Below are 24,695 nucleotides of genomic sequence, written 5' to 3'. Positions count from 1 at the left end.
CATGGCGATTCAAAAGAAAAAAGTCGATTGCGTGATCGTGGGTTTCGGCTGGACCGGCGCGATTCTGGGTCAGGAATTGACCGATGCGGGGCTCGATGTCGTCGCGCTCGAACGCGGCGCAATGCGCGACACGCCGACGGACGCGGAATATCCGAAAGTCATCGACGAATTGGCCCACGTGCGGCGCGGCAAGCTGTTTCAGCATCTGGCCAACGAAACGGTCACGATCCGTCACGGGGTCGACGATCTGGCTGTGCCGTATCGTCAGCATGGTTCCTTCCTGCTCGGCAATGGTGTGGGCGGCGCGGGTTTCCACTGGAACGGCATGCACTATCGCATCCTGCCGGAAGAGTTGAAGCTGCGTTCGCACTATGAAGAGCGCTATGGCAAGAAATTCATTCCCGAAGGCATGACGGTTCAGGACTTCGGCGTGACCTACGACGAGCTCGAACCGCATTTCACGTTCGCCGAGAAGGTGTTCGGCACATCGGGCAAGGCGGGCAATCTCAACGGCACGATCCAGCCGGGCGGCAATCCGCTCGAAGGGCCTCGTAGCAGCGAGTATCCGACCGCGCCGCTGAAGAACTCGCTCTCCGCGCAACTCTTCGAGAAAGCCGCGCGCGAAGCGGGCTTCAATCCCTATCCGGCGCCGGCGGCGAATGCGTCCGAGCCGTACACGAATCCGTATGGCGTGCGCCTCGGCCCGTGCAACTTCTGCGGTTTCTGCGAAGACTTCGGCTGCTACATGTATTCGAAGGCGTCGCCGCAGACCACCATCCTGCCGGTGCTGCTGAAAAAGCCCAACTTCGAGCTGCGCACGAATGCCTACGTGACCAAGGTGCTGCTCGATTCCGACAGAAAGCGCGCCACGGGCGTCAGCTATATCGACGCGCAAGGCCGCGAAGTCATCCAGCCCGCCGATATCGTGATCGTCGCGGCGTTCCAGATGCACAACGTGCGTCTCCTGCTGCTGTCGGGCATCGGCAAGCCGTATGACCCGAAGACGGGAGAGGGCGTCGTCGGGCGCAACTATGCGTATCAGATGAACGGCGGCATCAACGTGCTGCTGCCGAAGGGCACGCAGCTCAATCCGTTCATCGGCACGGGCGCGGGCGGCGTCGCGCTGGACGATCTGAACGGCGGCCAGTTCGATCACGGCCCGCTCGGTTTCCTCGGCGGTGCGAGCATTCGCCAGGTGATGTACGGCGGGCGCCCGATCAACATGACGCCCACGGTGCCCGGCACGCCCGCCTGGGGCAGCAAGTGGAAAGACGGCGTGGTCGACGCCTATCAGCGCTATATGACCATCGGCATTTCCGGTTCGGTCATGCCGTATCGCGACGCCTGTCTCGATCTCGACCCGACGTATCGCGACGCGCATGGACTGCCGCTGTTGCGCATGACCTTCGACTGGCACGACAACGAATACGCGATGCTCGGCTACATGGGCGATCGCATGGAAAGCGTCGCGAAGGCGATGAAGCCCGAAGCGTACTTCAAGGCGATCCGCAAAAAGGGCGACCACTACGACACGCGCGCCTATCAGTCGACGCACACGACGGGCGGCGCGGTCATGGGTTCATCGCCGCAAACGAGCGTCGTCAACAAGTATCTGCAGAGCTGGGACGTGCATAACGTGTTCGTGACGGGCGCGTCCGCGTTTCCGCAGAACATGGGCTACAACCCGACGGGCGTCGTGGCCGCGCTCGCCTTCCACACGGCGAAGGCGATCCGCGAACAGTATCTGAAGCAGCCGGCTCCGCTGGTGCAGGCTTGAGGAGACGGTGATGACATTCAGGCAACTCACGACCGCGTTCATGTCGGCGCTGATCGTCGCGGGTTCGGCGGTCACGCATGACGCCATTGCATCGGGCAGCGTGGATGTGCAACTGATCGAACGCGGGCGCTATCTCGCAAGCGTCGGCGATTGCGCCGCGTGCCACACGGCGAAGGGCGGCAAGCCGTTCGCGGGCGGGCTCGGCATTGCGTCGCCGGTCGGCACGATCTATTCGGGCAATATCACGCCGGACAAGGACACGGGCGTCGGCGCTTACACGCTCGAGGACTTCGACCGCGCGCTGCGCCAGGGCATCGCCAGGGACGGCTCCACGCTCTATCCCGCGATGCCCTACGCGTCGTATGCGAAGGTCAGACCGTCCGATGTGAAGGCGCTCTACGCGTATTTCATGAACGGCGTGCAGCCGGTTTCGCAGCCCAACCGCGCGACCGATATTCCGTGGCCGCTCTCGATGCGCTGGCCGCTGCGCTTCTGGCGCATGATGTTCGCGCCGGCGCCCGTCGCGGACGACATGCCGCTCGCCGATCACTCCGCCGCGCGCGGGCGCTATCTCGTCGAAGGGCTCGGGCATTGCGGCGCGTGCCATACGCCGCGCGGCATCGGCTTGCAGGAAAAGGCGCTTACCGACGCGAACCCGCTGTATCTGTCGGGCGGCACGGTCGACGGCTATCTCGCGAAAAGCCTGCGCGGCGACACGAAGGACGGCCTTGGCGCATGGAGCGAGGCGGACATCGCGGCCTTCCTGAAAAGCGGACGCACCGCGCATTCGGCCGCGTTCGGCGGCATGAGGGACGTGGTTCAGGACAGCACGCAGCACATGAGCGACGCGGACCTCGGATCGATCGCGCTTTATCTGAAGACGCTGTCTCCCGTGCGCGCAGCGGAACCGGCGCTGAAGCCCGACGATGCCGCCGCGCTCAGGCTGCGCGCCGGCACCGACACGGGTAATGGCGCGCTGACGTATGTCGACAACTGCGCGGCGTGCCATCGCACGAGCGGCGCGGGTTACGGCGGCACGTTCCCACGGCTGGGCCTGAATACGGTGGTGAATTCGGACGATCCGAGCTCACTCATCACGCTGGTGCTGAAGGGCGGCCAGATGCCGTGGACGAAGGCCGCGCCGACGCACTACGGCATGCCCGGCTTCGCGAACCGCCTGACCGACCGCGATATCGCCGATGTGCTGACCTTCGTGCGTTCGAGCTGGGGCAATCGCGCGCCGGCGGTGACGGCCGATCAGGTCAGAACGCTGCGCCACGTGACCGGCGCCAGGCCGCAGCCGACGCGGCCCGAGAACGGCTGACGCATACACGACGAATCAGCGCGCGTCGCTGACTGTCGTGTTCATCGCAACGCCGGCGATCAACGTGTTCTTCAACGTGATGTCGTGCACGTTGTAGGCGTAGATCGGACCGGGCGCGGTGGCCGACGCGGGGCCGGCCGCGACCGGCGTGCCGAAATCGCAATCGGTGATCGTGACGCCGGTGATCGCGGGAATCGCGGGCGTGGGGGCGGGGCCGTTGTAGTCGAACGCGACCGGCCCCTGCGCGACGATCGCCTGAAAACATGATCCCGTCGCGCTGTTCAGCGTCACATTGCTCGCCTTCACGTTCGAGATATTCACGTTCTGCACGAGCGCGGGCCGCGTGCGGATCGCGTCCTTCGACGGCTGGTAATCACAATCGAAGGTGATGATGCCGCCCTGCGCCGCCGATGGATTCGCCGCGCTCGCCGTCGCCACGCCGAGCGGCACCGTCGCGTTGATCGGACTGCCCGCGAGCAGGCTGCTGCCATAGCCCGAAGGCGTGAGGCTCACGCCATTGGGCAGCGTCACGTTGTCCACGTAGAAATCCTTCACGAAGCCGCCGCGGTTCATGTTCGTCTTGATGCGAATCGCGATGTTCAGCGAATTCGTCGCCCAGAACTTGTTGAGCATCTGCAGGTTGCGCGCATAGATTTTCTGCACGCCGCCACCCATTTCGCTGCCGAGCGTGATGCCGCCGTGGCCGCTGTTCATCGTGCAATTCTGAATGACGTGGTTCTGCGCCGGGCCGTACTGCGTGTCGAGATCCTTGCCCGACTTGATCGCGATGCAGTCGTCGCCGGTATTGAACGTGACGTTCTCGCACAGCACCGTGTCGCATGCGTCGGGATCGAAGCCGTCGTTGTTCGGGCCGATGCTGTCGACGGTCACGCCGCGCATCACGACGTTCTGGCAATCGGTCGGATGATGCTGCCAGAACGGGGTGTTGTTCGTGCGATAGCTTTGCATCAGCACGTTGGTGCAGCCGATGAACTCAACCATGCAGGGCCGCAGGTAATGACCGATGCCGAACACGCGTTTCTCGATCGCGACGCCCGCCTCGGATAGCGCGGGCAGATAGTTCTGATCCTGCTGCCACGGCGTGGCGGGATCGGTGAGCTTCGCGTAGAGCGCATCGGCGATGCCGGGCACGGCCGTTTTCAGATCGACGTTGTTCGGATTGAGCGATGCCTGCGACGGCGTCGATGCGTTCACGCAGCCATACACGCCGTTATTGCCTTTCCATGTCCACCAGCACGTCGCCGTGTTGCCGCTGCCGGCGAAGGGCGTCATCGCCTGGCCGTTGAGCACGGAGGTGTCGCCTTCGCCCGTGACCGCGATGTTCTTCTGGTTGCGCGCATAAACCGGCGGGCCGTAGTTCAGGCAATCGTTCGCCTGCCAGCGGCTGTAGAAGAGCTTGCCGTTCGCGCCGCAATCGATGGGGCCGTCCTTCGCGTAGTCGGCGGGATTCGGGCTGAAGTAGATCGTGCAGTTCGCGCTCAGATGAAAGTCGACGTTCGACAGCAGCACGATCGGGCCCGCGCAGTACCACGTTCCCGCCGGCACGACGACGTGACCGCCGCCCGCTGCGTTGCACGCCGCGATGGCCGCGAGAAACGCCGGGCGAGAATCGAACGAGGCGGGCGCATTGGTCTGGTCCGCGCCGGTGGATAGCGGCGACTTAGCCGGATCGGTGTACGGGTTCGCCACCGCGACGACTGCGCAGGGCTTTGCGCCGTAATCGGTGACGGGAAACTGGCGGCTCGGGAACATCGATGTCGATACGCTTTGCAGCGCGTTGACGATCTGCGTCGCGGAACCGGACGGACCCCAGATCGGATCTTGCGCGGCGGGCGGCGGCGGCGTGCCGGAGCCGGAGTCGTGGCCGCCGCAGCCGGCCAGCACGCCGAGCGTTCCCATCGCGCCGATGAGCGGTGCGCCCGCCGAAATGCCCGCGAATTTCACGAAGGTGCGGCGCGCGGCCGAGCGCACAGCGGATGCGTGTTTCGGTTGCTTCATCGAAATGTCTCCCTGATACGGATTTATGGATGCGTGCGAGCGCGCGGACGTGAGAACGTCCGGCCTGAGTTCGAAGCGGAGGAAAAGGGAAGACTCAGTGCGGCGATTGCGCGAGGCAACGCTCAAATAAACGATGTCGTATGACTTGATTGCGGCGGGGCATGGCGTCTCCAGCGATATTCTCATGCGCGCGTGGTCCGCGCGTCGTGCTGCAAACGTTAGCGGAGTTGACGGTCGAACGTCAAGCGGGACTTACGTGTACGCCGGTCTGCACCGGTGCACGTTGCGTACAGATATCGGACATCGTATTTAAGCGGCTTTCTTCAGCACGAGCCGCGCTTCCAGCCCGCCGCCTTCGCGCCGATGCAGCGTGAGAGACGCGTCCATCGCGAGCGTGAGCTGTCGCGCGATCGCGAGACCCAGGCCCGTGCCGCCGGTTTGCCGGTTGCGCGAGCCTTCGAGCCGGACGAACGGCTCGAACACCGCCTCCAGCGATTCGGCCGGGATGCCCGGCCCGCGATCGAGCACGGCGATCACGGCGCGGCCATCGGCGCGAGAAGCGACCTCGACTTCCGCCGCACCGGAATACTTGATCGCGTTATCGACGAGATTGCCCACCACGCGTTTGAGCGCCTGCGGCGGCGCCATCAGCGCGCCGCCGATGCTGCCGCTCAGCGTCACGCTTTGGCCGGCATCCAGATAATCGTCGACCATGCTTTCGAAGAGCGCGTCCGCATCGATGCGCCGCGGTGCTTCGTTCGTGCCGTGCAGCGTGCGCGCATAGGTGACGCCTTCCTTCACGAGCGATTCCATCTCCTTCAGGTCCTGCTGGAGCTTCGCGCCGGCCTTTTCGTCGTCCATCGTGTCGACGCGCAGGCGCATCCGCGTGATCGGCGTCTGCAGATCGTGCGTGATCGCCGCGAGAATCTGCATGCGCTGGGTCATGTACAGCGAGACGCGATCCTGCATCGCGTTGAACGCCTTCGCGGCGCGCGCGACTTCCTCCGGACCGGATTCCGGCAGGCGCTCGGCCTTGAGATCGGGACCGAGCGTGTCCGCGGCGCTCGCGAGTTGCTTGAGCGGGCCGGTGGCGAGGCGCACCGCGAGCCAGCAGCATGCGCCCAGCACGATCAGTTGCAGCACGAGAACCAGCGGCAGCCAGGTGGACAGCGGCGTGCCGACCATCGGACGCATGTCGATTGTGAGCGGCGAGCCGTCCGACAACTTCAGATGCACCTGAAAGCGTTCCTTGTGGCCGGGCACCGCATTGACGGTCACCGGATAGCGTTTGCCGATGCCATCGCTGATCGAACGCGCGAAGCGTTCCGAGAGCGCGGCGTCGGGCGGCGCGCCGTTCGTGTCGCCCGGTCCGAGAATGAACTCGTAGCTGCGCCGCGCGAGCCGCGGCAGCCACGCGGCGCGTTCGTCCGGCGGCAGATGATCGAGCAGCGCGACCGAACTCGCGACCTCGCGCTCGACGTAACCCACCATGACGTTGGTCATCGAGTCGTCGCGTTCGCGCATCGTCAGCAGAAACGAGAAAGTCTGCGCCAGCGCCAATCCGACGACGAGGATCAGCGCGAGCCGCGCGAACAAGGTGCGCGGCCAGTGCAGCAACGGAGTCGATGAAACCGTGCTCATTGGGACGACTCGATGGGTTTGACCTCGGCCGAGAACACATAGCCTTCGCTGCGGAGCGTCTTGATGTAGCGCGGCTCGCGCGCCGTATCGCGCAGACGTTGACGCAGTCGCGACACGAGCAGGTCGATGGAGCGGTCGAACGCATCGGCCTGGCGGCCCTGCGTCAGGTTGAGCAACTGATCGCGCGTGAGCACGCGCTGGGCATTGTCGAGAAACACGCGCAAGAGTCGATATTCCGCGCCCGAGAGCGCGACCATCGTGCCTTCGGCGTCGAGCAGGTGGCGCGCGGTGGTGTCGAGTCGCCAGTCGCCGAAGCCGAGCATCTGCGACGACTCGCTCACCTCCATGCCCGGCGGCAGCATGCGCGTGCGGCGTAACACCGACTTGATGCGCGCGAGCAGCTCGCGCACGGCGAAGGGCTTCGGCAGGTAATCGTCGGCGCCCATTTCGAGGCCGAGAATGCGGTCCGCTTCCTCGTTGCGCGCGGTGAGCATCAGCACGGGCACATCGCGGAACTTGCCCGAGCGCAGTTCGCGGCACAGCACGAGGCCGTCTTCGCCAGGCAGCATCAGATCGAGCACGACGAGATCGGGCGCGCCCTGCTGTTCGAGCACGGCGCGCATCTGCCGGCCGTTCGCCGCGAGCGACACGCGCATGCCGTTCTTTTCGAGGTATTCCGCGAGGAGCTCGCGAATGCCGCGATCGTCGTCGACGATCAATACGTGATCAGTGGTTTCCATCGATGGATCGTTGTCGTTGACGCTTGAGTTGCACCCGGCTCGCGCTGACCAGCAGACACTGAACCGGATGAGCCAATTCCGTCGCTATCCCGCCTGCGAGGAAGGCGAGCACTGCCAGCATGCGCTTCATGTCCTGCTCCCGCTGATAACCGATGACTGCGTTATAGCGCGGTTCGGCGGGGGTTTTGTATCGCAGTGTATCTCGCATGCCGCACGATACATAACATTGCGCAATGCCCTTTCGCCGACACAAGCGCGATACGCGCAAGCAGTCCAATGCGGTCATGCCGATGAGAACGTCGGCTTTTTTCACCGCATCGAGAGGACTTCATCATGTTTGCTGCAATCAGGAAAGCCGCCGCATGCGCCGGACTGGCCGCGTGCGCCGCCGTCGCGCCCGCAAGCGCCAGCGCCGACATCAACACGCACGCCGCGCCGGAATTCGCCGGCATCGATACGTGGATCAACAGCGCGCCGCTCACGCTCGCGCAGTTGCGCGGCAAGGTCGTGCTCGTCGACTTCTGGACCTTCGCGTGCGGCAACTGCATCAACACGCTGCCGGCCGTGAAGTCGTGGCATCGGAAATACAGTGACAAAGGGCTCGTCGTGGTCGGCGTGCATACGCCCGAGTTTCCGTTCGAGCAGGACACGAACAACGTGAAGCGCGCCGTCGAGCGTTTCGGGATCACGTATCCGGTCGCGCAGGACAACCGCTACGCGACGTGGGCGGCATACGGCAATCAGTACTGGCCGGCGTTCTATCTCATCGACAAGCACGGGCGCGTGGTCTATTCGCACGTCGGCGAGGGCGATTACGCGCAGACCGAAGCGGCCATCGAAAAGCTGCTGGCCGAGCGCTGAGCCGGGCTTTCGTATCGCAATGTATCTGGAACGCACGCGATACAAAACATTGCACAGCACCCGGTTTCAGGACACATGCCAGATACCTGCAAGCCTTCAAATACACACAACGACGGCCGGCGAGTGAAACGCAAAGCGAACACCGCGAAGGCCGCAGTGCAGAAACCCATTCGACAGACTGATTGATCCGCCCAAGGAGAAACACCATGAAATCCACGATCGTTGCTTTCGCTCTCGTCGCCAGCGCCATGACCGGCGTCGCTCATGCCGCCATGACCAACCACAACCCGGTGGACGTGCAAACGCAGCAGGCCGTCGCGAACCACGCGTCTGCCGGCAAGACCCGCGCCGAAGTCAGGCAAGAACTGGTGCAGGCGCAACGCGACGGCCAGATCGCCGCTTTGCGCAGCCTCTATCAAGGCAGCTGATTCGAACCCTCATCGACCCACGACACAGAGACCGATCATGATCAAGCAATTCGTCACCGCCGCAGTCATCGCCGTCAGCGCCGTCGCAGCCGGCTCCGCATTCGCCAGCAGCGGCTACGGCCCCGCGCCGCACTACGACCCGCTCGCGGGTGCGCCCGCCTCGCAGCGCGGCGTGAGCGCGCAGACCATCGCCAGCGAAAGCGCCGCCATGCCGATGCAAGCGTACGGCGGCATGGGCGACACCGTCTCGCAATCGGGCGCGCGCAGTGTAGCGACGAACGACGTCGTCAAGCTTTTCGCGCATCACTGAGTCAATCCATTAAGTCAATCCACCTTTCGAACGAACCACGAGGAATTCATCATGACCCAGATCGACACCGTCCTGTACACCGGCAAAACCCGCGTCGTCGGAGGCCGCGAAGGCCACGCGAAGAGCACCGATGGCCGTCTCGACGTCAAGCTGTCGCCGCCCGGATCGGCGGGCGCGGGCACCAATCCCGAGCAGATGCTCGCGGCAGGCTGGTCCGCGTGTTTCATCGGCGCGATGAGCAAGGCCGCCGCGAAGCTGCAGACGCGGCTGCCCGCCGACACCGCCGTCGATGCGGAAGTGGATCTCGGCATGGCGGGCGAAGCGTATCTGCTGCGTGCACGGCTGAACGTGAGCCTGCCGGGGATCGAGCGCGCGGTGGCCGAAGAGATCGCGAATCTGGCGCATCAGACCTGCCCGTACTCGAAGGCGCTGAAGAGCAACATCGACGTGACGATCTCGGTGGTCTGACGCGTTTCATCGCCGCGCTCCGGCGATTCGGTCCGGCGATTCCGTCCGGTAGACTGGGCGCTTCATCGACCTTGGCGAAGCCCGAGCCGACATGGACCGAATCGACGCGATGAAGGTGTTCATCGCCACGCTGGACGAAGGCAGCCTGGCGGGCGCGGGGCGGCGGCTCGGCCGCTCGCCCGCCGCCGTGAGCCGCGCGATCGCCTTTCTCGAAGAACATACCGGCACGGCCTTGCTTCATCGCACGACGCGCACGATCCGGCTTTCCGAAGCGGGCGAGCGCTACGCCGCCGCGTGCCGCCGCATCCTCACCGATCTCGAAGAAGCCGACTTGCTGATCGCGCACGAGCGCGCCGCGCCGCGCGGCCTTCTGACGATCACCGCGCCCGTCGCCGCCGGCGAAGACCTGCTGCGCCCGCTGCTCGACGATTTTCGCGCGCGCTTTCCCGCGGTCTCCGTGCGCCTGCAACTGCTCGACCGGCCCGTGAGCCTGATCGACGAAGGCATCGATGTCGCGCTGCGCATCGCGCATCTGTCGGACTCGACGCTGATCGCGATTCCCGTGGGCGAAGTGCGTCGCGTCGTGGCGGCGTCGCCGCGCTATCTCGCGAAGCATCCGCGCATCGGCAAGCCTGCCGATCTCGCGCAGCATCGCATCATTTCGATGACGCATTTCGGCCTCGATTCATGGAGCTTTCCGACATCGGGCGGCTCGACGATTCCGCAAGTCGTGCAATTCGCGCCGCGCTTCATCGTGAATACGGTGCGGGCGGCGGTGGCGTCGGCCGTCGATGGCCACGGCCTCACGCGGCTCTTTTCCTATCATGTCGCGAAGGAAGTGAAGGACAAGTCGCTCCAAATCGTGCTGACGGACAGCGAGCATGCGCCGTTGCCGGTGCATCTGCTGACGCCGCACGGACGTCTTTCGGTGCCGAAAGTGCGCGCATTCGTCGATTTCGCCACGCCGCGCCTGCGGCGGCAATTCAGACAACTTCAACTCGATTCGGCCGCCTAGCGGAAGATTGACTTCCGGTTCGCGTCGATTCTCTCTTGATTCGATCGAATATAGACTGCCCTTCATGGACGGGCGCGTACATCGCGCCCGATGCAGCAGCGGAGGCAGTATGCGATACGCAGTCTTGAATCGATCGGAAGGCGGAACGTTCCCAATCTGGCGCGGGGTGCTCGCGGGCGCGAGCGCGAGTCTCGTCGGCATCGGGCTGGCTCGCTTTGCCTATACGCCGCTATTGCCGGCGATCATCGGCGCGCACTGGTTTCCTGCGTCGACGGCGGCTTATCTCGGCGCGGCCAATCTCGGCGGTTATCTCGCGGGCGCGCTCGCGGCGGGCCTGCTCGCGCGGCACGCACGCGCCGCCAGCGTTCTGCGGGCGATGATGGTCCTCGCGACGACTGCGTTCGTCGCGTGCGCCTTTCCGGTTTCGTTTCTGTGGTTCTTCGCGTGGCGCTTTCTGTCGGGCATTTCGGGCGGCGCGCTGATGGTGCTCGCCGCGCCGACGATCATCGCGCATGTCGCGCCGTCACGCCGCGGTTTCGCGAGCGGTGCGATCTTCACGGGCATCGGGCTCGGCATCGCCGCGTCGGGCACGATAGTGCCGCTGCTGCTGCGGCAAGGGCTTACCGAGACATGGCTCGGCCTCGCGGCGGTGTCGCTGCTGCTGACGCTCGTCGCGTGGAACGGCTGGCCGCCGCAGGATGGGCCGCGTCCTGCGCAAGCGAATGCGCACACGCACGTGAAAGCGCCTGCGCCGCCCGCGTTGCGCGCGCTTTTCGCCGAATACGCGCTGAATGCGGTCGGTCTCGTGCCGCACATGATCTTTCTCGTCGATTTCGTCGCGCGCGGCCTCGGCAAGGGCGTCGATGCAGGCGCTGAATTCTGGGTGCTGTACGGGCTCGGCGCGATTGCCGGTCCGTTGCTCGCCGGTCATCTCGCGGATCGCGCGGGTTTCGGGCCTGCGTTGCGGGTCGCGTATCTGCTTCAACTGGCGGCCGTGGCGCTGCCGGCGGTGTCATCGAACACGGGTTTGCTGATGGTGTCGAGCGTGCTGGTCGGCGCATTCACGCCGGGCATCGTGCCGCTCGTGCTCGGACGCGTGAACGAACTGCTCGCGCATCATCCGGCCGCGCAGAAGGGCGCGTGGAGCACCGCGACGACCGGATTCGCCGTGCTGCAGGCGCTCGCCGCGTATGGCTTGTCGTTTCTGTTTTCGAACAGCGGCGGGGACTATCGCCTGCTGTTCGCCATCGGCGCAGTCGCGCTCGCAGTCGCGCTCGCCGTGGATCTGTTCGTCGCATTGAGGTCGAAATGAGTCATGTCATCCAGACGGCGATGCCGCGCGGCTACGCCGAACGCAACGAGCACTACTGGCGGCGCAATCTCGCCGTGTGCGTGTTCGGCTCCTTCACGACGCTCGTGAGCCTCAGCATGCTGTTGCCGTTCCTGCCGCTGTACGTGCGGCAGCTCGGCGTCGAGTCGCAGGCGGCGGTGATCGAATGGTCGGGCGTCGCGTTCAGCGCGACGTTTCTCGGCACCGCCGTCACCGCGCCGCTCTGGGGGCGTCTCGCGGACCGGTACGGCCGCAAGCCGATGCTCGTGCGCGCCGCGCTGGGCATGGCCGTCGTGATGTCGCTGATCGGCGTCGCGCAGTCGGTGCAGCAACTGGTCGCGCTGCGTTTGCTCGCGGGGCTGCTCGGCGGTTACGCGTCGGCGTCGACGGTGATGATCGGCACGCAGGCGCCGCGCGAACGGGCAGGGTGGGCGCTCGGCATTCTCTCGACGGGCGCGCTCGCGGGCAATCTCGCCGGTCCGCTCATTGGCGGATTGCTGCCGGGGCTGATCGGCATTCGCGGGACGTTCTTCGCGGGCGCGGCGATGATCGCGGTGGCCGCGCTTTTCACCATCGTTCTCGTGAAGGAGGACTTTCATCGCGGCGATGCGAACCAGCGCGCGATGAATGCGGTGTCGGCACGGGCGCATCGCACGAACTATGGGGTTGTCGCCGCGCTGCTCGCGACCGCGATGATGGTGCTGCTCGCCAATATGTCGATCGAGCCGGTCATCACCGTTTATATCGGCGGACTGGGCGTGTCTGCGGATCGCGTGGCGCGCATCGCGGGCGTCGTGATGGCCAGCGCCGCGCTCGGCAGCATGCTGACGGCGGCGCGGCTCGGGGCGCTCGCCGATCGCATCGGAAGCTGGAATGTGATCGTCGGATGTCTGGTGCTCACGGGCATCGCGATGATTCCCCAAGCGTTCGTGCATCAGTGGTGGCAGCTTGCCGCGCTGCGCGTGCTGATGGGCATGACGCTCGCCGGGCTGCTGCCTTCGATCGCGAAGCTCGCGCGCGGCGCCGTCGATGAAAATGGCAGCGGGCAGATGCTCGGCTATCTGCAATCGGCGCAGTTCAGCGGGCAGGTCATCGGGCCGGTGATCGGCGGGCAGATCGGCGTGTGGTTCGGGCTGCACGCCGTGTTCTTCGTGACGGGCAGCCTGCTGATCGCGTGTGCGGGTCTCGCGCACTGGGCGCGCACGCGATAACGACATCATGCGCGGTTTAAGGTTTGCTTGAGGCATGCAACCTACGGTAGCGGGTCTGCTGCGGAGCTGGCTGATGAGGCGCTGATCCGGCGTGTCACGCCACCGCGAGCGATTCCTCGGTGACCGGTTTATCGTCGATAGGAAAGTGCAGCAGCGCCGCGACGAGCCCCGCGATGGCCGTCGCGCCCCAGATCGGCGAGTACGAGCCGGTCGTGTCGAACACATAACCGCCGAGCCACGCGCCGAGGAACGAGCCGAGCTGATGGCTCAGGAACACGACGCCGAACAGCGTGCCGAGATGCCGCGTGCCGAACACCTTCGCTATGAGGCCATTGGTCAGCGGGACCGTGCCGAGCCAGGTCAGGCCCATCACGGCGGCGAAGACGACGACGGAGACGCTCGTCGTCGGCAGGAGTACGAAGAGGGCGATCGCGCCGCCGCGAATCAGATAGAGCCACGCGAGCACATGCTGCTGCCGCCAGCGTCCGCCGAGCCAGCCGCATCCCCAACTGCCGATCATGTTGAAGAGGCCGATGAGCGCGAGCGCCGTTGCGCCGAGCCCGACCGGCATGTGGCACAGCATCAGATAGCCCGGCAAATGCGTGGCGATGAACGCGAGCTGGAAGCCGCACGAGAAAAAGCCGAGCGTCAGCAGCCGATAGCCGCGGTGACGCGTCGCAAAGCGCAGCGTTTCGCGCAGCGGCATGGTCGCGGGTTGCGTTTCGTGCGATGACGTCGCCACACCCCGCCGGCGGCTCGCGCGATCGAGCACGATGCCAAGCGGCGCGGCGAGCAGCAGCATGAAGGCAAGCGCATAAAGCGACGCCGGCACGCCTGCATGCACGCGAATTTCCTGCGCGAACGGCACCATCAGCACCTGGCCGAGCGAGCCGCCCGCGCTCGCGAGGCCCATCGCGACACTGCGGGTTTGCGGCGACGCGACGCGCCCGACCGTCGCCAGCACGACACCGAAGCTCGTGCAACTGATGCCGATGCCGACGAGCAAGCCGAGACCGAGCACGAGCATCCATCCCGAGGTCGCGGCGGCGGCGAGCGCGAGTCCGGCCGCGAACGTGGCCGCGCCGGTCGCCACGACGGGCGCCGCGCCGTAGCGGTCGGCCGCGGCGCCCGCGAACGGCTGCGCGAAGCCCCACACCAGGTTGTGCAGTGCGATCGCGAAGGCGATCAGGGTGACGGGCAATCCGCGATCGAAGGAAAACGGCCCGATGAAAAGCCCGAACGTCTGTCGCACGCCCATCGCGGCGCTCAGGATCAGCGCGGCGGCGGCGATGAGCGCCCACGCCGTCGCGCGGCTCGGATTCGTCGTTGGGGAAAGGGTCGACATGGCGCGTGTTCCTCCTTGCGGTCATCGTCGCAGGCGAACGTCCGTGCTGGCAAACGAAAAGTTTTCGCGGACGGTTGAGCGCAGTTCAACCGTGACGGCGTTCCTCGTCGCTCTCGACGAAACCCGCCGCCTGTTCGATCAGCCAGTTTCGGAACGCGACGAGATCCGCTCGGGCGCTCGCTTGCGGCGTTTCGCAGAGCCAGTAGGCGGTTTGCGTTTCGACACGCATCGCGGACGCTTCGACGAGCGTGCCCGCGGTCAGCTCGCGATCGACGAGCGGCCGCCGCCCGATGACGACGCCGAGCCCGGCCGCGGCGGCATCGAAGGCGAGCTGGACGGTATCGAAACGCAGGCCGCCGTGGAGATCGAGGCCGTCGATGCCCGCGCCGTCCATCCACGCCTGCCAGTCCTGGCTCGCGGTGTCGACGTGGATGAGCGTCGCGCGCGTGAGATCGGCGCTGCCGTCTGCGCCGGTCAGCATCGCGCGATAGGCGGGGCTGCACACCGGCACGAGCCGCTCGCCGAAAAGCCGCTGCCACGACGCGCCGTCCACCGGGCCGCGCGACAGGCGCAGGCCGAAATCGAAGCCATCGACGGGAAAGCCCGCCTGACGGCGCGAGGTGTCGACACTCACGTCGATGTTCGGCCAGCGGGCGCGGAAATCGGCGAGGCGCGGGACGAGCCAGCGGGCGGCGAGCGTCGGCGCGCAGGTGATGGAGATCGAGCGGCGCGTGCGTTGGTCGGGCAGCGATCGCGTGCCGATGGCGATGAGCGAGAACGCTTCGGCGATGTACGGAAGGTAGTGTTCACCGGCGGCGCTCAGCGACAGGCCGCGCGGCTCGCGCACGAACAGCTCGACGCCGAGCATGTTTTCGAGCGCGCCGATGCCGTGGCTCACGGCGCCGGGCGTGACGTTGAGCTCGGCGGCGGCGAGCTTGAAACTGCGATGGCGCGCGGCGGCTTCGAAGAGGCGGAGGGCGTTGAGCGGTGGCAGGCGCTGGGGCATGTGGCGTTCGTTATTTCCGATCGACGGAATGTGCGTCTAGTTTGCCACCTCGGCGGGCGGTCCCGCGACGTGTGTTCCACCAGTCCAGCGATCGACGCGCGATGAGCGCGAACGGCGGATTGGCGAACAGCACCGCCGCGCCCAGCGCGATGCCGCCACAGACGAGAAACGTGCCCCGATAGCCAAGCGCTGCCACGAGCGCGCCGGACAGTACGCCGGAGAGAATCGATCCGACCCGCGACGCGTTGAAAAACAGCGCCGTCGCCGAGCTCGGGCTTCGCGGCATCAGATCCTGCATATAGATCATGCCGAGACACGAGATGACCGAAACGACGAACGCATTGAACGCCTGCATCGGGATCAGGAACGGGATGCTCTGCGACGACGCGACCGCAATGAAATAAACCATGTGCACAGCGGCGCTGGAGGCGAGCCATCGCTGCTTGTCGAGGCGCGAGCCGCGTGCGCCGAGCGCCAGCATCATCGGGATTTCGAGGAATGCGCCGAGCCCGAGCATGACCGACACGTCGATGCGCGTGCCATGCATGCCGTGCACGACGTAAAGCGGCAGGACGATCATGGTGGCGCTCGCGGCGAGCCCGACGAGCGCCATCGCGACGGTGGCGCGCCAGATTTCCGCGCGGCTGTGCTGCATGCCGGCGTGCGGCGGCACGAGTTCCTCGGTGTCGGGCGCGGTGACTTCGAGCAGCGACGACGGATCGCCCGCATAGTGCGCGGGCGCGCTGTGCGGGTCGCCCTTGGGCGAATCGTGCATCTTCCAGACGATGCCGCCGCACGCGACGAAGCACGCGGCCGCGAACAGGAAGAGTCCGTAGAAGCCAGCGGCGGCGAGGACTAACGCGCCGACCGAGGGTCCGAAGACCCAGGCCATCGAAAGGACGGTTCTCAGCGTCGAGAGCGCGAGGGCGCGCTCGGCTTCGTCATCGACGGGCAAGGCGGCGCGCGCGAACGAGAACACCAGCGACATGGCGGAGCCGCCCGCGCCGAGAAACACGATGCCGGTGGTGACCAGCGCCGCATAGCTGCGCAACAGGCAAAGCAGCAGAAACCCGAGCGCCGAAGCGATGAGCGCAGCGAGCAAGAGTTCGCGGTGATGGCCATGCCGGTCGGACCATTTGCCGGCGAACGTGCTTGCCACGACGCCGCTCGCGGCGATCGCCGTCATAAAGACGCCGAGCCGCAATGGGCTCATGTCGGCCTGTTCGACGCTGAAAAGGGAGAGATACGGCGCGGTGAACGACATCGCGATGCCGAGCATCAGGGTCGCGCCGGCGAGCGGCAGGAAGAAAGGGATTTTTGTGAGGCTGAGGAGGCGTGAGTTCACGGGATGTGGAGGACTCGGGCGATGAGGCGAGTCGGTTTGGGCGTCAGGCTGCGTTCCGCGGACGTCTGGGGATTGCGCGCGGGATTCGGCAGTTTGCCATCGCGGGAATGGTGGCGCTCGTACGTAAAGCTATCTGCTTGACCATGCCCGCACCCACGCCACGTGCAGGCTCCAAGGTCTGTGCGGCATTCGTGCGCGGTGATTTGCGTGGACCGGAGCGATGCCTGATCGCGTTCGTCTGCGTATTGATGAACGTGACCGAATTCGAGCCGATCGACACGACCGCGCTCATGATTCTCACCTATTACGGCTTCGTTCTTTTCGTGGCGCTCGCGCCGCATCTGCTCGCGCGTCCCCTCTATGCCGGCGCAAGCGCGCGGGGCGGTCGTGGGCGGCGGTCTCGGATTGGTCAGCGCCGTGCTGCTGACGCTGTTCTCGAAAGCGGTGTGGGTCGATGTGTTGCATCAGGCTCACGCGCTCGTGGCGCTCGACAATCCGGCGTTGATTTCCGTGCCGCTCGCGTTCGCCGGCATCTGGATCGGCTCGATGCTGGATCGCGGCGTGCGCGCTCGGCAGGAGCGTGAAGCGTTCGCGATGCAGGAGTTCTACGGGCAGACGGGGGTTCTGTCCGGCGCGCGTGCCGATGCCGGAGTCGCGGGCGCCTGAAGGCTCGACGGCGTGACCGGCGCATTGCATTACTTGCGCGACGAGCGAGCGTTTCCCAGCGACCTCTTCGCGCAACGCTGCAAGCGCCGCCGCGAGCTTCCCCTCGGCTCGCGAGGATGAGACGATCCGGAAGCAGAGACAGCGAGACTCGGCATGGTGGCGATTGCGTCGGTCCATCGCGGTATTTCGCCAGCCGAAATAGCGTCGTACTCAGGTGATCTGAAGTGATGCGCCAGCACAGCGTACACGCAGAACAGAACCCAAAGCGCGCCAAAGGCAATCATAAGGTCATCCATGTCGGCTCCTGTCTTATCCGCCGTTCTGTCGGGTTCGCTGTCTAGCCTTTTCGGCACGGCTGGCGAAGACTGCTGGCGATGGGAACATCGTAAGGCCGACGGACCAATACATTCAAATTATTGTCATGGATACGCTTTCCGATGCTCGGTGAGCAGTTCAAAACCGCTGCTCAATCCCGGACATGACGCCGAGCTGATTGACGCCCGCAGCGACGGTCCCGTGATCCTCGCGGTCGTCGCGCTCGTGATGATCGGCGCCGATCATCCGCTATCGTCCGTGCTGACTTACGACGGCGCGGTGACGCTCGTGGTCGCGACCTTCGCGGATTCCGGAACGATGACGGCCGATTTCAAGCGCTGGGCTCGCGACGGCAGGAACGCGTTGCGGGCATGCTGTCGGGTGGTCTCACGTACTTCGCGTTGTCGCAGAAATCGAAACGCGTCGTGCGCCAGGAGGATGAGGCTGCCAACACCTGGCGCGTAAGAGCGCGAAAGAGAAACCATTTCGAACCCTCGTGCCGAAGCACGCGGCCGTGACTAGGACGCCTTGGCGCGCTTGCGGGCCGTGCGCGCAACCACTGGCTCCTCGGCGCGCGCGCATTGCTGGATCACGCGCTGAAGATGATCCGGACCGGCCGTGATCGCGCTCAGCAAGGTCACCAGGACGAAGTCGATCAACTTCGGTATGGCGACTTTGGTGTCCGCCCGCGGCGCGCGGTTCGACAGGATCAGCGTGGCGAGACCGTGTTCCATGCTCCACGCGGCATGGGTCACGAGTTTGAGATCGGCTTGGGACCAGCCACTCTCGATGGCCAGCGCCTCGATCGTGTCGGAAAACAACCCGAAAGACCGGTTACTTTCGTCAGTGAGTTCCGGATACGCCTGATGCGCCGCGATGCGAGGCCCGATCATCAGACCGAACAGCCCATTGTGGCGCTGCGCGAACTCAACGTACACGCGCATCATCCGGTACGCTTTGGAAAGCGCCGTATCCTCGCTGTCGCGAATCGCAACGCGCAGCGCTGCGAGGTCACGATAACCACTCGCCGCGATCGTGGCCAGCAGTTCGTCGATGCCCGCAAAATGCCGCGAGGGCGCGGCTTCCGATACGCCCACCATGCGCGCGAGGTAACGCAGGCTCAGGTCTTGTGCCGATACATCCATGAGCGCGCTGCGTCCCGCTTCGATGAGCGCGTTGCGCAGATTGCCGTGGTGGTAATCCGCACTCTTTGCGATAGATGACTTGGGACTCACGTGACTTTTATTCGTGGGAGAAAAACGAGGAATCGATTGTGAATTCTGGGCGAAGTTGCCCGCGATATGGCGGATCAACCGCTAGAAAAGCGTGTGTCGCTACACGCATTCTAGCGGCTTAAATGGCGTGGCGGGTATCAAACGCGCCCACATTGGCGTCGACTCATCACGCTGTGCGTCCAACCGATGCATCGTCGGGCGATCGTCTCTTGACAATGCGCTGCACGCCGAAAAGAAGCACGACAACGCCGAGCGCCTGCACACAGGCAATCATGATGAAGCCACTTGCATAAGTCCCCGTTGTGTCCCGGACATATCCGATCAGAAAAGGCGTAACGAAGCCGGCGACGTTGGCGACGGAACTGATAAACGGAACGCCGACGACCAACGATTTGCCGCTGAGGAAGCCGACAGACATTTGCCAGAACAGCGCTATGCCCGCTCCCGTTCCCGCGAAGCCCAGAGCGAGCAGGAAAAACGTCGCAGTGGCACTGCTGTGCCATACGTAAACGAGCGCTGAGAGACTCACCGCAGTGAGGACCGACGCCAGCGCACAGAAGATCCGCCGACGATGCACATCGCCCCCGATGCTACAGATGAGCACATTGCCCAACGCCCCTAGAATGCAGGCACCGGCGACTGCACGGCCAATTTCTTTGTATCCGCCGAATCCCGCCTCACGAAGTATCGTCGGAGAGAAGAAAAACAGTGCTGCCGTGGCGGCAAGGAGGCAGAAGTAGGCGGCGCTCAGAATCCAGACGGCAGGGTTGAGCAACAGAGGACGTTCATCCGCGCCGCTATCGTTGGTCGTCTCGGCGTTCATGCGGAGATCATCCTCGACCAGCATGCGCTGTCGCGCCGAGAGCCACTTCGCGCTGCGAGGCACATCCGGAAGCATCATGAACGCGACGCACGCCAACACGACCGTAGGGATGGCCTGAGCAAAGAACATCCATCGCCAGCCTTCAAAACTGGCCAGTCCGTTCATGTGCTCGAGCACGAACCCTCCGGTCAAGCCGATCGTCACCGTGGAAAAGAGCGATCCTGAATGGAAGACACTGAAGTTGCGCGTGCGCCTTTTTCCCGCGAACCAGGCATTGAAGTACAACACGACGCCCGGGTAGAAACCGGCCTCGAACACGCCGAGCAGGAACCTGAGCGCGTAGAACGTCGGCGCGCTATTGACGAACGTCATCGCGACACTCGTCAGCCCCCAGGCGCCGGCGATACCGGCAAGCACCGCGCGCGCGCCGAACTTTTTTTGCAGCATCGAGGTGGGTACGCCGAACAACACGTAGCCGACGAAGAAGAGGCCGGCACCCAATCCATAAACTGTTTCGCTGAATTGCAGATCCACGACCATTTGCAACTTCGCGAAAGCAACGTTCGAACGACTGACCCACGCCAGCATCCATAAGGCAAAGAGTATCGGCAGTATTCTCCATTGCGCCGAAGCGTAGGCCTTCCGAAGAAGGGCGTCGTCATCTGATGATGATCCGTCTATGCACGTTTGCTTCAGCACTTCCATTCGGTCCTCCTGCGCGTTGTGTTGGTACGGGTAGTACGAGGCGTACCGCGGCGATCAAAGATCGTCCGTCACGTTCAGCGGTACACGTGCTTCCGCAAGAACGGCAGTGTCGATCTTGTTCGCGGACGGCGGCGGGCCACCGACCAGAATGCCCGTGTCGATCGCATTGCGAATTTCGATATCGGCCAGACCGGCTTCGCGGAACACCTGCTCGTTGTGCTCACCACGAAACGCGGGTGCGCTGCGCGCGCCAAGCTCGTCATCGGAAAAGTGCCACGGATAGCCGTGTATCCGATACGAGCCGCCGCGACGATCCGAAATCTCATGCACCGCGCCCCATTGCCTGGCCCAATCGGTCTCGGCCAACTCCTTCATCGTACGGATCTGGCCCATCGCGATCTTGGCCTCGTCGAGTTGCGCATCGAGCGTCTTGAGATCGCGAAACGAGTGCATCCAAGTCTGGATCACCGCGTGCAGTGCCTTGTAGTTCTGCAGGCGGCGCTCGGCCGTGCTGAAGCGTGGATCGCGCGCGAGGTCCATGCGTCGCATCGCGCGTAAGTAGTTCGGAAACGTATTGCTTCCGACGATGCTCTGCGCCGCCACGAACGCTTCGCCGCCGGGTCCGACGAAGTGCGGGCCGTCGGCGGCGCCGAGGATGCCCGGCTCCGCGCCCGTATCGACACCCGCGAGATCGAGGTGAGCGCGTTCGTTGATCGACAGCATCACAGCCGCCATCGCGACGTCGATGTATTGGCCGCGTCCAGTTGCTTCACGCTTGCGCACCGCCGCGAGCACGGCGATCGTCGCTTGCAGACCCGCATAGACGTCCGCGTGCGACAGGGGATCGGTCCATCTGCGGCCGTCGCCCGCGCTGTCGAAATGGCGCAGCGTGTTGTGCGTGAAACCTGTTTCGGCCTGCACGGTCGGCGCGTACGCCATCCGCGACGCCCACGGGCCGCGCTGGCCATAACCTGTAATCGACACGTAGACCAGTTTTGGATTGCGCCGCGATAGCGTCTCGTAGTCGAGTCCGAATCCCTTGAGCGTGCCGGCCCGAAAATTCTCGACGATGATGTCTGCCTCGTCGCACAGGCGCAGCACGAGTTCGCGTGCGCGCGGCGCGTTCAGATCGATGCTGACGTTGCGCTTGCCGCTATTTTGTTGCGCGTAATAGCCCGACATGCCGTCGCGATTCGGAAACGCGGCACGCGACACATCGGGCCGCGGCGGCTCGATCTTGATCACATCGGCGCCGAGATCGGCTAGCGTCCGCGCGCAGAGCGGGCCGGCCAGCACTCGGGAAAAATCGACGACCTTCAGTCCTTCGAGTGGTCCGGCCATGTCAATCTCCTTCGAAAACGGCTGTACCCGGGCCAGCCTTATCGAAGGCCTCCAGTCCACGCTTGAGATCCTGAGACGCCCAGATCGGCTTTTGCAGTTCGAACATCGCCTCGTCGGCGGCAGCGACCCCCTCGTTGAGCGCGACCTGCACGAGCCGTTTGGTGGCGGTATGCGCGATGGTCGGACCGGCCGCCAGTTCTTGCGCAATCGACAGCGCCACTTCATCGAGTTTGTCGTCGGGCACGACGAGATTGATCAGGCCCCAGCGCTCGAGCGTCGCCGCGTCGTAGCGACGGCCGAGCAGCGCCAGTTCTTTTGCACGCGCTGGGCCGGCCCGCATCACCTGACGCTGGATGCCGCCGAGCAGCGGATGCAAACCAAGCGCGACTTCGACGGAGCCGATCTTGGCCGATTCGGCGACTACGCTGAAGTCACAGGCGAGCGCCACTTCGAAACCTCCGCCGAGGCATGTGCCGTTCACCGCGACGACGATCGGGATCGGTAGGGTCTCGAAGCCGCGAAGCACCTCGAGCGGATCCATCAGCGCCTTTCCTTGCCTGGCAATGCGATCCGGGAAAAGTGCGACTTCCGCGCCGGCCGAGAAGTGCCGAAGACCGCTGCGCAGCAGGATCGCGCGTGAGCCGCGTCTCACTGCCTCGTGGAATTCGTCGAGTAGCGCGCGATACAGTGTCGGACCCATCAGGTTATGCGGGCGACGGTTCATCGTGAGAACTGTCACGTCACCCTTGAGTTCGGTCAGAACGATTGCTTCTTCCATGCTTGCTCCATCTCGTAGCGTTCAGATCGATACGGAGAAATATGTTATCGGTGTGAACATTTAGGTAAATATTTGGCGCCGGCGTTCTATTTCAGTCATCGAGGCCCGCGACGACGCGCGCGTCTCTTTCGGCTCCGTCTCCCAGTACGTTCAACGCTTGCTGATAGGGCTTACTTTGAAACGTGGCGAGTGCCTGTTCGAAGCTCGGGAATTCGACTACGACGGTCCGTTCCTTGAGACCCGCCTGGAACGCAACGACTTCGCCGCCCCGCACCAGAAATTTTCCACCGGCCTCTTTCACCACCTGCGTCGCGAGGACGCCGTACGCCGCGAGCTTGCTTGCGTCATGGACCGCCCGATACGCTGCCACCCAATATCCCTTTGCCATTTCGCTCACTCCAGTTGAAAGCCATGAGAGTATGATAACGACGTTAACATGAATCTCAATGCGGGTTTTTCCCGACCTCGAAAAGCTCGTCAGGATGGGTGATAACGGTGTTAACATGCGGCAATGCGATGACTCGATACCCAACCTTCAGCGGAGAACTTCATGCCGTACACGACCATCAATCCTGCCACCGGCGAACTGCTCGCTACCTATGACGACATGTCCGACCGGTCGCTCGAAGCGAAGCTCGCCGCTGCGCAGAACGCCTTCGAAACCGATTGGCGTCATCGTCCGGTTAGCGAGCGGGCGCGCATCGTATCGCGTGCCGCAGCGCTGTTGCGCGAGAAGGCCGATGAATATGCGGGCTATCTCACGCTCGAAATGGGCAAACGCAGCGCCGAAGCACGGAAAGAGGTGGAGTCGTCGGCGAGCATTCTGGACTACTTCGCAAACCACGCGGAGGCCCATCTGCGACCACGCCCGCTCGCGGAGGCGCCTGGCGCGGCCGTGCACATGGAGCCAATCGGTGTACTTTTCGGCATCGAGCCGTGGAATTTTCCGTACTACCAGATTGCGCGCGTAGCCGGTCCGCAATTGATGGTGGGCAACGTCCTGCTGCTCAAGCATGCGGAGAGCGTGCCGCAATCGGCGTTGGCCTTCGCCAGGTTATTCGAGGAAGCAGGCGCGCCCGCAGGCGTCTATACGAATCTGTTCATTTCGATCGAACAGGCCGGCCGCGTCATCGACGACACGCGCGTCCAGGGCGTGACGCTGACGGGGAGCGAGCGTGCCGGTGCCGCCGTCGCCGAGCGTGCGGGCCGCAATCTGAAGAAGGTCGTGCTCGAACTGGGCGGAAGCGATCCGTTAATCGTGCTCGAAGATGCGCCGCTCGAGTGGGCGATTCAAAGCGCAGTCGCCGGCCGCATGCTCAATGCGGGTCAATGCTGCGTTGGATCCAAGCGCATCATCGTGGTCGGCAAGACGCGCGCCGACGCTTTCCTGGAAGGCTTCGCGAAGCGGATGGCAGCGCTCGAGACGGGCGATCCGGCCGATCCGGCGACCGCCGTCGCTCCGCTTTCGTCCGAGCGCGCATTGAGCTTGCTGCTCGAGCAGATCGATCGGGCGGTTTCGCACGGCGCGCGCATCGTGTGTGGCGGAAAGCGCGTCGAGCGCCCGGGCTTCTACCTGCAACCAACGGTTCTGACCGGCATCTCTCCGCAGAATCCCGTTTTCGCCGAAGAGCTCTTCGGCCCGGTCGCCGCGTTCTACGACGTAGAAGACGAAGCTGCCGCGATTACGCTCGCGAACGGCACGCCATACGGTCTCGGCGCGTCGGTGTTCACCGCGGATACCGACCGCGGTGAGCGCGTGGCCGCGCAGATCGACAGCGGCATGGTGTTCATCAATCAGCCGTTCGGCACGGCGGCGGAACTGCCCTTCGGTGGCGTCAAGCGTTCGGGTTTTGGCAGGGAGCTGTCTCAACTGGGCTTCGATGAATTCGTGAACAAGAAGCTGATCAGGGTTGCCCCCGTCGGAGCGGCACCGTTCGGCCCCGCGCGGGCCGCCTGAACGCAGCGCGGCGCGCGATTGTGGCGCATCAATCATATTTTTCTCTGAACGAACA

General features: G+C 64.5%; 23 protein-coding genes and 1 pseudogene. 11 read left to right on the top strand and 13 right to left on the bottom strand.

The window, feature by feature from the left end; translation table 11 throughout:
* The first annotated feature begins 1 nt into the window (after position 1).
* Positions 2 to 1,777 (top strand): GMC family oxidoreductase, encoded by a 1,776-nt coding sequence (locus tag AWB75_RS18595; protein WP_061125555.1) that lies wholly within the window; start codon positions 2 to 4, stop codon positions 1,775 to 1,777.
* 10 nt (positions 1,778 to 1,787) lie between these two features.
* Positions 1,788 to 3,101, top strand: a complete 1,314-nt coding sequence (locus AWB75_RS18590; RefSeq protein ID WP_061125554.1) for a c-type cytochrome — start codon at positions 1,788 to 1,790, stop codon at positions 3,099 to 3,101.
* 15 nt (positions 3,102 to 3,116) lie between these two features.
* On the opposite strand, the gene AWB75_RS18585 is transcribed toward AWB75_RS18590, so the two are convergent.
* The 4 genes from AWB75_RS18585 to AWB75_RS38580 form a co-directional block, all read right to left on the bottom strand.
* Positions 3,117 to 5,120, bottom strand: coding sequence for a glycoside hydrolase family 28 protein (locus AWB75_RS18585; protein ID WP_061125553.1), 2,004 nt, complete (start codon positions 5,118 to 5,120; stop codon positions 3,117 to 3,119).
* A 309-nt stretch (positions 5,121 to 5,429) separates the two neighbouring features.
* Positions 5,430 to 6,761, bottom strand: coding sequence for a sensor histidine kinase (locus tag AWB75_RS18580; protein WP_061125552.1), 1,332 nt, complete (start codon positions 6,759 to 6,761; stop codon positions 5,430 to 5,432).
* On the bottom strand, positions 6,758 to 7,501 hold the full coding sequence (locus AWB75_RS18575) for a response regulator (protein WP_061125551.1): 744 nt from the start codon (positions 7,499 to 7,501) through the stop codon (positions 6,758 to 6,760). Before AWB75_RS18575 ends, AWB75_RS18580 begins: the two co-directional genes overlap by 4 nt.
* Positions 7,488 to 7,814 carry a hypothetical protein gene (locus AWB75_RS38580; RefSeq protein WP_235012155.1) on the bottom strand — a complete coding sequence of 109 codons (327 nt, stop codon included), beginning with the start codon at positions 7,812 to 7,814 and terminating at the stop codon, positions 7,488 to 7,490. Before AWB75_RS38580 ends, AWB75_RS18575 begins: the two co-directional genes overlap by 14 nt.
* A gap of 20 nt (positions 7,815 to 7,834) precedes the next feature.
* Between AWB75_RS38580 and AWB75_RS18565 the strand changes: the two genes are divergently transcribed.
* From AWB75_RS18565 to AWB75_RS18535, 7 genes are all read left to right on the top strand, one after another.
* Positions 7,835 to 8,362: a thioredoxin family protein gene (locus AWB75_RS18565; protein ID WP_061125549.1), complete on the top strand. Its 528-nt coding sequence runs from the start codon at positions 7,835 to 7,837 to the stop codon at positions 8,360 to 8,362.
* Positions 8,363 to 8,568: 206 nt separating this feature from the next.
* Positions 8,569 to 8,790 (top strand): DUF4148 domain-containing protein, encoded by a 222-nt coding sequence (locus AWB75_RS18560; protein ID WP_061125548.1) that lies wholly within the window; start codon positions 8,569 to 8,571, stop codon positions 8,788 to 8,790.
* Between the two features lie 37 nt (positions 8,791 to 8,827).
* On the top strand, positions 8,828 to 9,100 hold the full coding sequence (locus tag AWB75_RS18555) for a hypothetical protein (RefSeq protein WP_061125547.1): 273 nt from the start codon (positions 8,828 to 8,830) through the stop codon (positions 9,098 to 9,100).
* 51 nt (positions 9,101 to 9,151) lie between these two features.
* Positions 9,152 to 9,568 (top strand): organic hydroperoxide resistance protein, encoded by a 417-nt coding sequence (locus AWB75_RS18550; RefSeq protein WP_061125546.1) that lies wholly within the window; start codon positions 9,152 to 9,154, stop codon positions 9,566 to 9,568.
* 91 nt (positions 9,569 to 9,659) lie between these two features.
* On the top strand, positions 9,660 to 10,583 hold the full coding sequence (locus AWB75_RS18545; protein WP_061125545.1) for a LysR family transcriptional regulator: 924 nt from the start codon (positions 9,660 to 9,662) through the stop codon (positions 10,581 to 10,583).
* Between the two features lie 109 nt (positions 10,584 to 10,692).
* Positions 10,693 to 11,895 (top strand): YbfB/YjiJ family MFS transporter, encoded by a 1,203-nt coding sequence (locus AWB75_RS18540; RefSeq protein ID WP_061125544.1) that lies wholly within the window; start codon positions 10,693 to 10,695, stop codon positions 11,893 to 11,895.
* Positions 11,892 to 13,124: an MFS transporter gene (locus AWB75_RS18535; protein WP_061125543.1), complete on the top strand. Its 1,233-nt coding sequence runs from the start codon at positions 11,892 to 11,894 to the stop codon at positions 13,122 to 13,124. The genes AWB75_RS18540 and AWB75_RS18535 overlap by 4 nt, the downstream gene beginning before the upstream one ends.
* A 94-nt stretch (positions 13,125 to 13,218) precedes the next feature.
* On the opposite strand, the gene AWB75_RS18530 is transcribed toward AWB75_RS18535, so the two are convergent.
* The 3 genes from AWB75_RS18530 to AWB75_RS18520 all read right to left on the bottom strand — a co-directional run bounded on the left by AWB75_RS18530 (position 13,219) and on the right by AWB75_RS18520 (position 16,820).
* On the bottom strand, positions 13,219 to 14,469 hold the full coding sequence (locus tag AWB75_RS18530; RefSeq protein WP_061125542.1) for an MFS transporter: 1,251 nt from the start codon (positions 14,467 to 14,469) through the stop codon (positions 13,219 to 13,221).
* 85 nt (positions 14,470 to 14,554) lie between these two features.
* Positions 14,555 to 15,475 (bottom strand): LysR substrate-binding domain-containing protein, encoded by a 921-nt coding sequence (locus tag AWB75_RS18525; RefSeq protein WP_061125541.1) that lies wholly within the window; start codon positions 15,473 to 15,475, stop codon positions 14,555 to 14,557.
* Between the two features lie 10 nt (positions 15,476 to 15,485).
* On the bottom strand, positions 15,486 to 16,820 hold the full coding sequence (locus AWB75_RS18520; protein WP_061125540.1) for a sugar efflux transporter: 1,335 nt from the start codon (positions 16,818 to 16,820) through the stop codon (positions 15,486 to 15,488).
* 300 nt (positions 16,821 to 17,120) lie between these two features.
* On the opposite strand from AWB75_RS18520, the pseudogene AWB75_RS18515 reads away from it, so the two are divergent.
* A pseudogene (locus tag AWB75_RS18515) lies at positions 17,121 to 17,486 on the top strand (hypothetical protein); the annotation flags it as partial.
* Positions 17,487 to 18,067: 581 nt separating this feature from the next.
* Here the strand turns inward: AWB75_RS18515 and AWB75_RS37735 are convergent.
* The 6 genes from AWB75_RS37735 to AWB75_RS18485 form a co-directional block, all read right to left on the bottom strand.
* Positions 18,068 to 18,286, bottom strand: coding sequence for a hypothetical protein (locus AWB75_RS37735; RefSeq protein WP_061125538.1), 219 nt, complete (start codon positions 18,284 to 18,286; stop codon positions 18,068 to 18,070).
* A 33-nt stretch (positions 18,287 to 18,319) separates the two neighbouring features.
* Positions 18,320 to 19,036 carry a TetR/AcrR family transcriptional regulator gene (locus AWB75_RS18505; RefSeq protein ID WP_061125537.1) on the bottom strand — a complete coding sequence of 239 codons (717 nt, stop codon included), beginning with the start codon at positions 19,034 to 19,036 and terminating at the stop codon, positions 18,320 to 18,322.
* A 166-nt stretch (positions 19,037 to 19,202) separates the two neighbouring features.
* Entirely contained in the window at positions 19,203 to 20,564 is a 1,362-nt protein-coding gene (locus AWB75_RS18500; RefSeq protein WP_061125536.1) for an MFS transporter, read from the bottom strand.
* A gap of 54 nt (positions 20,565 to 20,618) precedes the next feature.
* Complete coding sequence (locus tag AWB75_RS18495) at positions 20,619 to 21,905, bottom strand: CaiB/BaiF CoA transferase family protein (RefSeq protein ID WP_061125535.1); 1,287 nt, start codon at positions 21,903 to 21,905, stop codon at positions 20,619 to 20,621.
* Between the two features lies 1 nt (position 21,906).
* Positions 21,907 to 22,683 carry an enoyl-CoA hydratase/isomerase family protein gene (locus AWB75_RS18490; protein WP_061125534.1) on the bottom strand — a complete coding sequence of 259 codons (777 nt, stop codon included), beginning with the start codon at positions 22,681 to 22,683 and terminating at the stop codon, positions 21,907 to 21,909.
* A 91-nt stretch (positions 22,684 to 22,774) separates the two neighbouring features.
* Positions 22,775 to 23,071 carry a DUF1330 domain-containing protein gene (locus AWB75_RS18485; protein WP_061125533.1) on the bottom strand — a complete coding sequence of 99 codons (297 nt, stop codon included), beginning with the start codon at positions 23,069 to 23,071 and terminating at the stop codon, positions 22,775 to 22,777.
* A gap of 162 nt (positions 23,072 to 23,233) precedes the next feature.
* On the opposite strand from AWB75_RS18485, the gene AWB75_RS18480 reads away from it, so the two are divergent.
* Positions 23,234 to 24,640 (top strand): NAD-dependent succinate-semialdehyde dehydrogenase, encoded by a 1,407-nt coding sequence (locus tag AWB75_RS18480; RefSeq protein WP_061125532.1) that lies wholly within the window; start codon positions 23,234 to 23,236, stop codon positions 24,638 to 24,640.
* The last annotated feature ends 55 nt before the right edge of the window (positions 24,641 to 24,695 follow it).

This window comes from Caballeronia catudaia, from assembly GCF_001544755.2.
Classification (GTDB): Bacteria; Pseudomonadota; Gammaproteobacteria; order Burkholderiales; family Burkholderiaceae; genus Caballeronia; species Caballeronia catudaia.
This window is presented reverse-complemented; position numbering and strand designations above follow the sequence as displayed.

Excerpts from the sequence above, each read along its gene's own strand:
- AWB75_RS18595 (WP_061125555.1), top strand. The coding sequence starts at position 2 with ATGGCGATTCAAAAGAAAAAAGTCGATTGCGTGATCGTGGGTTTCGGC.
- AWB75_RS18590 (WP_061125554.1), top strand. The coding sequence starts at position 1,788 with ATGACATTCAGGCAACTCACGACCGCGTTCATGTCGGCGCTGATCGTC.
- AWB75_RS18585 (WP_061125553.1), bottom strand. The coding sequence starts at position 5,120 with ATGAAGCAACCGAAACACGCATCCGCTGTGCGCTCGGCCGCGCGCCGC.
- AWB75_RS18580 (WP_061125552.1), bottom strand. The coding sequence starts at position 6,761 with ATGAGCACGGTTTCATCGACTCCGTTGCTGCACTGGCCGCGCACCTTG.
- AWB75_RS18575 (WP_061125551.1), bottom strand. The coding sequence starts at position 7,501 with ATGGAAACCACTGATCACGTATTGATCGTCGACGACGATCGCGGCATT.
- AWB75_RS18565 (WP_061125549.1), top strand. The coding sequence starts at position 7,835 with ATGTTTGCTGCAATCAGGAAAGCCGCCGCATGCGCCGGACTGGCCGCG.
- AWB75_RS18560 (WP_061125548.1), top strand. The coding sequence starts at position 8,569 with ATGAAATCCACGATCGTTGCTTTCGCTCTCGTCGCCAGCGCCATGACC.
- AWB75_RS18555 (WP_061125547.1), top strand. The coding sequence starts at position 8,828 with ATGATCAAGCAATTCGTCACCGCCGCAGTCATCGCCGTCAGCGCCGTC.
- AWB75_RS18550 (WP_061125546.1), top strand. The coding sequence starts at position 9,152 with ATGACCCAGATCGACACCGTCCTGTACACCGGCAAAACCCGCGTCGTC.
- AWB75_RS18545 (WP_061125545.1), top strand. The coding sequence starts at position 9,660 with ATGGACCGAATCGACGCGATGAAGGTGTTCATCGCCACGCTGGACGAA.
- AWB75_RS18540 (WP_061125544.1), top strand. The coding sequence starts at position 10,693 with ATGCGATACGCAGTCTTGAATCGATCGGAAGGCGGAACGTTCCCAATC.
- AWB75_RS18535 (WP_061125543.1), top strand. The coding sequence starts at position 11,892 with ATGAGTCATGTCATCCAGACGGCGATGCCGCGCGGCTACGCCGAACGC.
- AWB75_RS18530 (WP_061125542.1), bottom strand. The coding sequence starts at position 14,469 with ATGTCGACCCTTTCCCCAACGACGAATCCGAGCCGCGCGACGGCGTGG.
- AWB75_RS18525 (WP_061125541.1), bottom strand. The coding sequence starts at position 15,475 with ATGCCCCAGCGCCTGCCACCGCTCAACGCCCTCCGCCTCTTCGAAGCC.
- AWB75_RS37735 (WP_061125538.1), bottom strand. The coding sequence starts at position 18,286 with ATGGTTTCTCTTTCGCGCTCTTACGCGCCAGGTGTTGGCAGCCTCATC.
- AWB75_RS18500 (WP_061125536.1), bottom strand. The coding sequence starts at position 20,564 with ATGGAAGTGCTGAAGCAAACGTGCATAGACGGATCATCATCAGATGAC.
- AWB75_RS18495 (WP_061125535.1), bottom strand. The coding sequence starts at position 21,905 with ATGGCCGGACCACTCGAAGGACTGAAGGTCGTCGATTTTTCCCGAGTG.
- AWB75_RS18490 (WP_061125534.1), bottom strand. The coding sequence starts at position 22,683 with ATGGAAGAAGCAATCGTTCTGACCGAACTCAAGGGTGACGTGACAGTT.
- AWB75_RS18485 (WP_061125533.1), bottom strand. The coding sequence starts at position 23,071 with ATGGCAAAGGGATATTGGGTGGCAGCGTATCGGGCGGTCCATGACGCA.
- AWB75_RS18480 (WP_061125532.1), top strand. The coding sequence starts at position 23,234 with ATGCCGTACACGACCATCAATCCTGCCACCGGCGAACTGCTCGCTACC.